Here is an 8717-nt window from a genome sequence, read left to right on the forward strand (position 1 = left end):
CGCATCCCCCATGACATGACGCTTTCGGGCCATTCGGACGCTGACGTCGCCTTCCACGCGCTGACGGACGCGCTGCTTGCCACCTGCGGCGAAGGCGATATCGGTGACCATTTCCCCCCCTCCGATCCGCAATGGAAGGGCGCGGCCTCGAACATCTTTCTGGCGCACGCGGCGAAGATCGTCCGCGGCCACGGCGGCGTCATCCTCAATGCCGATGTCAGCCTGATTGCCGAGGCGCCCAAGATCGGTCCGCATCGCCTGGACATGCGCCGCGCGATTGCCGAATGCCTGGGCATCGACATAAGCCGCTGCTCGGTCAAGGCCACCACCAATGAAACCATTGGCTTTGTCGGCCGCAAGGAAGGCATTGCCGCGATTGCGACGGCAAGCGTCAGTTACGGAAACATGCGATGATCAACGCGGATATCGAGGAACGGGCCAGGCTCCTGATCGAGCGCTGCACCAGGGCCGGCAAGACGATTGCCACGGCGGAAAGCTGCACGGGCGGCCTGATCATCGGCGCGCTGACCGATATTGCCGGCTCGTCAGCCGTGGTTGATCGCGGTTATGTCACCTATTCGAACCAGGCGAAGATCGACATGCTCGGCGTCAGTCCGACCACGCTGGCGACGGCCGGTGCGGTCTCGCGCGAAACCGCCCTGCAGATGTCGGCCGGCGCGCTCTGGCGCTCCGGCGCCGATCTCGCCGTTGCCGTGACCGGGATTGCCGGGCCGAGCGGCGGTTCGGCCGAAAAGCCGGTCGGTCTCGTCCATCTCGCCGCTCGCGATCGTCGCGGCCACCTGCATCACATCGAAAGCCGCTATGGCGACATCGGCCGCGACGGCATAAGGATCGCCACGGTGCAGACCGCGCTCGGCATGCTGGAGGGGCTTATTCAGTCGTAGATCTTGTCGGCCCGGGCCTCGAAAGCCTCGGAGAACTTGCGGAAGGCCCGGTCGAACATCGAGCCCATCATCGCGCCGAGGATGCGGTTCTTGAACTCGTAATTGATGTAGAACTGGACCGCGCAGGCATCCTCGCCCTCGGGCTGGAAATGCCAGCAATTGTCGAGAAAGCGGAATGGTCCGTCCACATAGCTGACGTCGATCCGGCGTTCGTCGTTGTTCAGCAGCACCTGGGTGGTGAAGCTCTCGCGGATCCCCTTGTAGCCCACCGTCATGTCGGCGATCAGCAGCGTCTTGCCGTCCTTTTCCCGCGACGAGCGCACCGACAGCGCCTCGCACAGCGGCAGGAATTCAGGATAGCGCTCGACATCGGCAACGAGAGCGAACATCCGGTCTGCGGAATGGTGGACATGTCGTGTAGTCTTGAATTCGGGCATGGTTTTCAGCTAATGGCCCGCGCCCGAAAGCGCAAGCAATTCGTTCACCGCGCGGTGGGATTTCAACACGCAGACCGGCACGCCCGCTCCGTTCAAGTCGATCACGCGCTCCATTTTCGGTGCGGTCAGCCTGTTGAAATTCCAGATATAGCGCAGAAAGGCGAAGTCAATCCGCTCGGGGCACCCCGGAGCCATATCGACCCTGACCTCGCCATAGGAACCGGCTATGCGCTTCATCGCCCCGAAAAGACTGACCAGCCGCGGCGGCGCAAGCCAGAGCACAAGGTCGGCACGCCTGAGGCGCAGCGGCATCGTCTCGGTATTGTTGCCGTCAAACACCCAATCGTCGCCATCGGCGTACGCCGCGACCCTGGCGACGATATCGGACCGCTCCCGCATCACCCAGCCGGGCAGCCAGAAGACATCGCGATCCATGGAGACGTAGGGCAGATCGAACCGGGCGCAGACCCGGCGCGAAAGCGTCGACTTGCCGCTTCCCGAACAGCCGATCACCATGATGCGCCGCGCCGTGTGCAAAAGCACGGCGGCTTCCCTGACGGCGATCTGTCTCATGAACTCCCCCAACAAAGGAAAAGGGGTATACAACCCGCCTGCAACTCAGGCAAGCCCTTGATCATGTTAGGGTTAAGGCGGACGCCGCCGGCAGAGGGGCCGGGCCCCTGCTCTATTCCGCGGCCAGCTGCGCCAGCTTCTTCGCCCGGTTTTCCCGCAACCGCGCGAAGTCTTCGCCGGCGTGGTGGGAGGAGCGCGTCAGCGGGCTGGAAGAGACCATCAGGAAGCCCTTTGTATAGGCGACCGTCTCGTAGGACTTGAACTCTTCCGGCGTCACGAAACTGACCACGCGATGGTGCTTGCGGGTCGGCTGGAGGTATTGCCCGATGGTGAGGAAATCGACATCCGCCGTCCTCAGATCGTCCATCAGCTGCAGTATCTCGTTCCGCTCCTCGCCGAGCCCGACCATGATGCCGGATTTGGTGAACATGTTCGGGTCAAGCTCTTTCACCCGCTGAAGAAGGCGGATGGAATGGAAATAACGCGCGCCGGGGCGAACCGTGAGGTAGTTCGACGGCACGGTTTCCAGATTGTGGTTGAAGACGTCCGGACGGGCGGCGACAACGCGCTCCAGCGCGCCGGGCTTGCGCAGAAAGTCCGGCGTCAGCACCTCGATCGTGGTCGAGGGCGATGCCGCGCGGATGGCCAGGATCACCTTTTCGAAATGCTCCGCACCGCCGTCGGCGAGATCATCGCGGTCGACGGAGGTGATGACGACATGGCTCAGGCCCATCTGGCTGACGGCCTTGCCGATGTTCTCCGGCTCATCCGGATCGAGCGCGCCGGGACGGCCCGTGGAGACGTTGCAGAACGCGCAGGCGCGCGTGCAGATCTCGCCCATGATCATGAAGGAGGCGTGCTTCTTGTCCCAGCACTCCCCGACATTGGGACAGCCGGCTTCCTCGCAGACCGTGACGAGCTTGTTCTCCTTCACGATGCCGCGGGTTTCCTGATAGCCCTTCGAGGTCGGCGCCTTCACCCGGATCCAGTCCGGCTTGCGCATCACTTCCGTATCCGGCCTGTGCGCCTTTTCCGGATGACGGACCCTTTTGGGGGCATTGCCTGTCGTATCGAGAAGCGTAACCATTGCCTATCCTTGCGTGCCGCCGAGCCCGGAGGCCCGGACGGCTTCTCATGCAAACTCTTGTCAGCGCTTTATCAGGCGCCCGACCCAGATCAGGATCACCGCGCCGATGAAGCCGGCGATGAGGTAGCCGAGCCAGCCGCCGAGGGCAATGCCGAACAGGCCAAGAATGGCGTTCGCGACAATGGCCCCGACGATGCCGAGAATGATGTTCATGACGACGCCCATCTCGGACTTCATGAATTTCTCGGCAAGCCAGCCAGCGATGCCGCCGATGACGATGGCGGCGATCCAGCCTACACCCTGTTCTTCCATGAAATGCGCTCCCTTCTCTCTTCAGTGTTGAGGCAGGCCTCCTTCGGGCCTGCCCGGCCACCATAAAGGAATCAAGCGTTCAGTGCACGCCCATAAGCGTCCAGCACGCTTTCCTTCATCATTTCAGACAGCGTCGGGTGCGGGAAGATGGTGTGCATCAGCTCTTCCTCGGTGGTCTCGAGATTCATGGCGACGACAAAGCCTTCGATCAGCTCGGTCACTTCAGCGCCGACCATATGGGCGCCCAGAAGTTCGCCGGTCTTCTTGTCGAACACCGTCTTGACCATGCCCTGGTCCTCGCCGAGCGCAACCGCCTTGCCATTGGCGACGAAGCTGTAGCGGCCGACGCGGACGTCGTAACCGGCTTCCTTGGCCTTCGCCTCGGTCAGGCCCACAGAGGCAACCTGCGGGTTACAATAGGTGCAGCCGGGAACCTTCAGCTTGTCGAGCGGATGGACGTTCTTTTCGCCCGCCAGCTTTTCGACGCAGATCACCGCTTCATGCTCGGCCTTGTGGGCCAGCATCGGCGGGCCGGCGACGTCGCCGATGGCATAGATGCCGTCAACATTGGTCTTGCAGTAATCGTCGATCACGATGCAGCCGCGATCGGTCTTGATGCCGAGCTTTTCCAGCCCGATATTCTCGATATTGCCCTGGACGCCGACGGCCGAGATCATGCGGTCGGCGGTAATCTTCTCCACCTCGCCGTCCCTGGTCTCGACATGGGCTGTAATGTCGTCGTTGCCCTTCTCGACCTTGGAAACCTTGGCTTCCAGCATGATCTTGATGCCGCGCTTTTCGAGCCGCTTCTGGGCGAATTTGGCGATCTCGGCATCCTCGACCGGCATGACCTGCTTCATCACTTCGACCACCGTCACCTCGACGCCAAGCGAGCGGTAGAAGGAGGCGAATTCGATGCCGATCGCGCCGGACCCCATGACCAGCAGCGACTTCGGCAGCTTCGCAGGCTTCAGCGCGTCGAAATAGGTCCAGATCAGCTTGCCGTCGGGCTCGATGCCCGGCAGCGCGCGCGGACGAGCGCCGGTGGCGACGATGATATGCTTGGCCGAATACGCGCCGGCGCCGAGCGCATTCTTCGGCTTCGGCGCCTGCGGCTCGACGATCTTCTTCTTGACCTCGGAAACGGTGACTTCGCCGGGCTTCGACAGCGTTGCCTCACCCCAGATGATGTCGACCTTGTTCTTCTTCATCAGGAAGCCGACGCCGGCATTCATCCGCTCGGCGATGCCGCGCGAGCGCTTGACGATGGCTTCAAGATCAGCCTTGACCGAACCGTCGACGGTGAGACCGTATTCCTTCGCATGGGCGGTGAAGTCGAGAATCTCGGCGGAGCGCAGCAGCGCCTTGGTGGGAATGCAGCCCCAGTTGGAGCAGATGCCGGCCATGTGCTCGCGCTCGACCACGGCCGTCTTGAGACCAAGCTGTGCCGCGCGGATTGCTGCGATATAGCCGCCAGGGCCGGCGCCGATGACAATGACATCATAGTTCTGGGACACGGGGCTCATCTCCTTTGCGAGGAGCCGGGCGGCTGCCCGGCCCGATTGAGGGGGATGCCGCGTCTCTTACGCGCTCAGCATCCCGTATATTTCATCTTTCAGAACCATTCGGCGCTTGCGCATCACTTCCATATGCGTGTCGTCGGTCGGTTCGATCTTCGTTTCCGCGCGATGAACCGCGCGGTTTATCTCGTGATATTCGTCAAGCAGCCTGGCAAAGCGCGGATCCTCGACTTTCAAAGCGTGCATCCTGTCGACCAGATCAGGGAATTCATCGGCCAGTTCGTGCGGGGTATTCGACATTGGACAGTTCCTCCTGTGATTGAAGACGATATCCAACGCTAAGCTTTGCCGGGTCTTGCTCCTTGATTCCTGTCAAATCCGATGTCGATCACAGACCGAGCATCATGCGCACCATCGGCTCCAGACCCCGGCCGATCGCCCTCGTGTTTTCCGCATCCAGATGAACGCCGTCGATCGGGCTTGCCCTGGCGACCGAGGCCGCATCGTAAAAGCCGCAGCCCAGGTCATCGGCGATTTCGCTGTAATAGGTCGAGAGCATCTGCGATTGCTCGACAACACCCTGCAGAAACCCCATGCCGGTATCGTTCGCCGTGGGCACCGCATGCGGCGGCGAGACCACGAGAATGTCCGGGGCATCATCTCCGAAGGAATAGGGATGCGAACGGACGATCTCGATCAGCCGCTTGAGGCCGCTGCGCGCGCCGAACGCGCCGCCGCCCGTCCAGGGCTTCAGGTCATTGGTGCCAAGCATGATGATGACGAGATCAAGCGGCGTATGGCTGGCGAGAAGCGTCGGCAGAACACGCACGCCGTTGCGGTCGGCCGCCGCACCGTGATCGTCATAGGCCGTGGTGCGGCCGCCGAGCGCTTCGCAGAGGACGTGAACGCCCTCGCCCAGAGCCTTCTGCAGCACCATCGGCCACCGGTCCTCATGGGCATGCCGGCCGTTTCCGGCCGGATCATGCCCGAAGGTCAGGGAATCACCGTAGCACAGGACTGTTTTCATGGCGCATCATCCCTGTACAAGACCTGTCAGACCAGCATCGACATCGGGTTTTCGATATAGCCCTTGAACGAGGCCAGGACCCGGGCCGCCAGAGCGCCGTCAACGCAGCGATGGTCGGTCGAAAGGGTCACAGACATCATCGTCGCGATGGTGATCTCGTCGTTCTTGACCACGGCCCGCTTTTCGCCCGCGCCGACCGCGAGGATCGAGGCATGCGGCGGGTTGACGACGGCCGCGAAGTCCTTGACGCCCATCATGCCCATGTTGGAGACCGCCGTGGTGCCGCCCTGATATTCGGCCGGCTTCAGCTTCTTCTCCCTGGCGCGCTTGCCCATGTCCTTCATCTCGTTGGAGATGACGGACAGCGGCTTTTCCTCGGCCTTGCGGATGATCGGCGTGATCAGTCCGCCCGGAATGGAAACGGCAACGCCGACGTCCACATGCTTGTGCACGACCATGTTGCTCTCCGTCCAGGAGACATTGGCTTCCGGAACATCGCGCAGCGCCAAAGCCATGGCCTTGATCACCATGTCGTTGACCGAGAGCTTGTAGACCGGCTTGTCGTCCTTGACGGGTGCTGCCTTGTTGAGCTGGCTGCGGAGCGCCAGCAGCGCGTCCAGTTCGCAATCCACCGTCACATAGAAATGCGGGATGTGTTGCTTGCTTTCCTGCAGGCGCTTGGCGATCGTCTTGCGCATGCCGTCATGCGGCACGAGTTCGTAGGAGCCTTCCTCGAACAGTTTTAGGATGGCGTCTTCCGACTGGGCCTGCGGGATCGGTGCGGCGGCGGCCTTCTCGCCAGCGGGCGCTTCCGCCTTCGGCGCGGCCTTGCCGACACCCTCGCTGACGGCCTTTTCGATGTCGCGCTTGACGATGCGGCCGTGCGGGCCGGAGCCGGAAAGGGCTGCAAGGTCGAGCCCCTCTTCCTTGGCCAGACGACGGGCGAGCGGCGAGGCGAAGATGCGCTCGCCGTCGGCCTTCGGCGCCGCCGGGGCCTCGGGTTCGGGAACCGGGGTGTCGGAAGACGGGATGCCGCCCTTGGCGACAGCGTCCCCGGTCTTCTCTTCCTTCGGCGCCTCGGCCTTGGCTTCCTGCTTGGGCTCTTCCTTGGCGGCCGGCGCGGCATCGCCGCCGCCCGTCGCCTTGGCGGCTTCGGCCGCGTCTTCGCCTTCTTCGGCAAGGATCGCGATCAGCGCATTGACCTGAACGCCCTGGGTACCCTCAGGCACCACGATCTTGGCGACCGTGCCCTCATCGACGGCTTCGACTTCCATCGTCGCCTTGTCGGTTTCGATCTCGGCGATCACATCACCGGCCGAAACGCTGTCGCCTTCCTTCACCAGCCATTTGGAGAGGTTGCCCTCCTCCATGGTCGGGGAAAGCGCCGGCATCGTAATCTTGATCGGCATCGAACGTCTCCCTTACTTGTAGCAGACGGCCTTGACCGCATCGATGACTTCACCGACGTTCGGCAGGGCGAGCTTTTCGAGGTTCGCGGCGTAGGGCATGGGAACGTCCTTGCCCGCGATCGTCATGATCGGCGCATCGAGATAGTCGAAGGCCTGCTGCATGACGCGGGTCGCGATCTCGGTTCCGACGGAGGACTGCGGGAAGCCTTCCTCGACGGTCACAAGACGACCGGTTTTCTTCACCGATTCGACAACCGTCGGAAGGTCCATCGGACGGATGGTCCTGAGATCGATCACCTCGACGTCGATACCGTCTTCCGCAAGCTTTTCAGCCGCTTCGACCGCATAGGTCATGCCGATGCCGAAGGAGACGAGGGTCGCGTCCTTGCCCTTGCGATGGATGCGGGCCTTGCCGATCGGCAGGACGAAATCATCCAGTTTCGGCACTTCGAACTTGTGGCCGTAGAGGATTTCGTTTTCGAGGAAGATGACCGGATTGGGGTCGCGGATCGCCGCTTTCAGCAGGCCCTTCGCGTCGGCAGCCGTATAGGGCATCACCACCTTGAGGCCCGGAATATGGCTGTACCATGCCGCGTAGCACTGCGAATGCTGCGCCGCAACACGCGCCGCTGCCCCGTTCGGACCGCGGAACACGATCGAACTCTCCATCTGTCCGCCGGACATGTAGTGCGTCTTGGCGGCGGAGTTGATGATCTGGTCCATCGCCTGCATGGCGAAGTTGAAGGTCATGAACTCGACGATCGGCTTCAGCCCGGCAAGAGCAGCGCCGATGCCGACGCCGGCAAAGCCGTGCTCGGTGATCGGCGTGTCGACGACGCGCTTGGCGCCGAATTCCTGCAGCAGGCCCTGCGTGATCTTGTAGGCGCCCTGATATTCGGCGACTTCCTCGCCCATGACGAAGACATCGCCGTCGGCGCGCATTTCTTCCGCCATGGCGTCACGCAGCGCTTCGCGCACCGTGGTCATCACCATTTCCGTGCCTTCCGGAATATCCGGATCGGAAGCGGCCTCGGCGGCCTTCGGCTCGGCGGGAACGGCTTCGGGAGAGGCCTGCGGCTTTTCTTCCTGGGCGACTTCAGGAGCCTTCGTTTCTTCAGGAGCCTTGGTCGCGGCCTCGTCGATATCGTCGGCGCTTTCGTCTTCCTCGAGAAGAACGGCGATCGGCGTGTTGACCTTGACGCCCTCGGTGCCTTCGGCAATCAGGATCTTGCCGATGGTGCCCTCGTCGACGGCCTCGACTTCCATCGTCGCCTTGTCGGTCTCGATTTCAGCCAGGATGTCACCGGCGGCGACGCTGTCACCTTCCTTCTTGAGCCATTTGGTGAGGTTGCCCTCTTCCATCGTCGGGGAGAGCGCCGGCATGAGAATATTGGTAGGCATTTATATCCCTCCCCGTCTTAGCGCAGGATGTCGGTGTAGATCTCGG

General features: G+C 62.4%; 11 protein-coding genes. 2 read left to right on the forward strand and 9 right to left on the reverse strand.

The window, feature by feature from the left end; all coding sequences use genetic code 11:
• Together ispF and AC5DC2_RS14445 are read left to right on the forward strand one after the other, a co-directional pair.
• On the forward strand, nt 1-414 hold a 414-nt coding region (gene ispF, locus AC5DC2_RS14440; RefSeq protein WP_491698974.1), incomplete at its 5' end, for a 2-C-methyl-D-erythritol 2,4-cyclodiphosphate synthase.
• Complete coding sequence (locus tag AC5DC2_RS14445) at nt 411-905, forward strand: CinA family protein (protein WP_491698975.1); 495 nt, start codon at nt 411-413, stop codon at nt 903-905. The genes ispF and AC5DC2_RS14445, both read left to right, overlap by 4 nt.
• On the opposite strand, the gene AC5DC2_RS14450 is transcribed toward AC5DC2_RS14445, so the two are convergent.
• The 9 genes from AC5DC2_RS14450 to AC5DC2_RS14490 form a co-directional block, all read right to left on the reverse strand.
• On the reverse strand, nt 896-1342 hold the full coding sequence (locus tag AC5DC2_RS14450; protein WP_024710188.1) for a type II toxin-antitoxin system RatA family toxin: 447 nt from the start codon (nt 1340-1342) through the stop codon (nt 896-898). The genes AC5DC2_RS14445 and AC5DC2_RS14450 overlap by 10 nt on opposite strands.
• 9 nt (nt 1343-1351) lie before the next feature.
• Nucleotides 1352-1915 carry a P-loop NTPase family protein gene (locus AC5DC2_RS14455; RefSeq protein ID WP_024710187.1) on the reverse strand — a complete coding sequence of 188 codons (564 nt, stop codon included), beginning with the start codon at nt 1913-1915 and terminating at the stop codon, nt 1352-1354.
• 112 nt (nt 1916-2027) lie between these two features.
• Complete coding sequence (lipA, locus tag AC5DC2_RS14460; RefSeq protein WP_024710186.1) at nt 2028-3002, reverse strand: lipoyl synthase; 975 nt, start codon at nt 3000-3002, stop codon at nt 2028-2030.
• Between the two features lie 60 nt (nt 3003-3062).
• Nucleotides 3063-3314 (reverse strand): GlsB/YeaQ/YmgE family stress response membrane protein, encoded by a 252-nt coding sequence (locus tag AC5DC2_RS14465; protein WP_024710185.1) that lies wholly within the window; start codon nt 3312-3314, stop codon nt 3063-3065.
• A gap of 71 nt (nt 3315-3385) precedes the next feature.
• Nucleotides 3386-4831 (reverse strand): dihydrolipoyl dehydrogenase, encoded by a 1446-nt coding sequence (lpdA, locus tag AC5DC2_RS14470; protein WP_491698976.1) that lies wholly within the window; start codon nt 4829-4831, stop codon nt 3386-3388.
• 66 nt (nt 4832-4897) lie between these two features.
• Entirely contained in the window at nt 4898-5134 is a 237-nt protein-coding gene (locus AC5DC2_RS14475; RefSeq protein ID WP_491698977.1) for an HP1242/YdcH family protein, read from the reverse strand.
• Between the two features lie 88 nt (nt 5135-5222).
• Entirely contained in the window at nt 5223-5861 is a 639-nt protein-coding gene (locus AC5DC2_RS14480; protein WP_024710182.1) for an SGNH/GDSL hydrolase family protein, read from the reverse strand.
• A 26-nt stretch (nt 5862-5887) separates the two neighbouring features.
• On the reverse strand, nt 5888-7270 hold the full coding sequence (locus tag AC5DC2_RS14485; RefSeq protein ID WP_491698978.1) for a pyruvate dehydrogenase complex dihydrolipoamide acetyltransferase: 1383 nt from the start codon (nt 7268-7270) through the stop codon (nt 5888-5890).
• A 12-nt stretch (nt 7271-7282) separates the two neighbouring features.
• Nucleotides 7283-8671 carry a pyruvate dehydrogenase complex E1 component subunit beta gene (locus tag AC5DC2_RS14490; protein WP_491698979.1) on the reverse strand — a complete coding sequence of 463 codons (1389 nt, stop codon included), beginning with the start codon at nt 8669-8671 and terminating at the stop codon, nt 7283-7285.
• Nucleotides 8672-8717 lie beyond the last annotated feature (46 nt).

This window comes from Martelella sp., from assembly GCF_984369615.1.

Bases quoted from the DNA above. Each gene is read 5' to 3' on its own strand.
- AC5DC2_RS14465 (WP_024710185.1), bottom strand. From the start codon at position 3,314: ATGGAAGAACAGGGTGTAGGCTGGATCGCCGCCATCGTCATCGGCGGC.
- AC5DC2_RS14455 (WP_024710187.1), bottom strand. From the start codon at position 1,915: ATGAGACAGATCGCCGTCAGGGAAGCCGCCGTGCTTTTGCACACGGCG.
- AC5DC2_RS14490 (WP_491698979.1), bottom strand. From the start codon at position 8,671: ATGCCTACCAATATTCTCATGCCGGCGCTCTCCCCGACGATGGAAGAG.
- AC5DC2_RS14450 (WP_024710188.1), bottom strand. From the start codon at position 1,342: ATGCCCGAATTCAAGACTACACGACATGTCCACCATTCCGCAGACCGG.
- lipA (WP_024710186.1), bottom strand. From the start codon at position 3,002: ATGGTTACGCTTCTCGATACGACAGGCAATGCCCCCAAAAGGGTCCGT.
- AC5DC2_RS14475 (WP_491698977.1), bottom strand. From the start codon at position 5,134: ATGTCGAATACCCCGCACGAACTGGCCGATGAATTCCCTGATCTGGTC.
- AC5DC2_RS14445 (WP_491698975.1), top strand. From the start codon at position 411: ATGATCAACGCGGATATCGAGGAACGGGCCAGGCTCCTGATCGAGCGC.
- AC5DC2_RS14485 (WP_491698978.1), bottom strand. From the start codon at position 7,270: ATGCCGATCAAGATTACGATGCCGGCGCTTTCCCCGACCATGGAGGAG.
- AC5DC2_RS14480 (WP_024710182.1), bottom strand. From the start codon at position 5,861: ATGAAAACAGTCCTGTGCTACGGTGATTCCCTGACCTTCGGGCATGAT.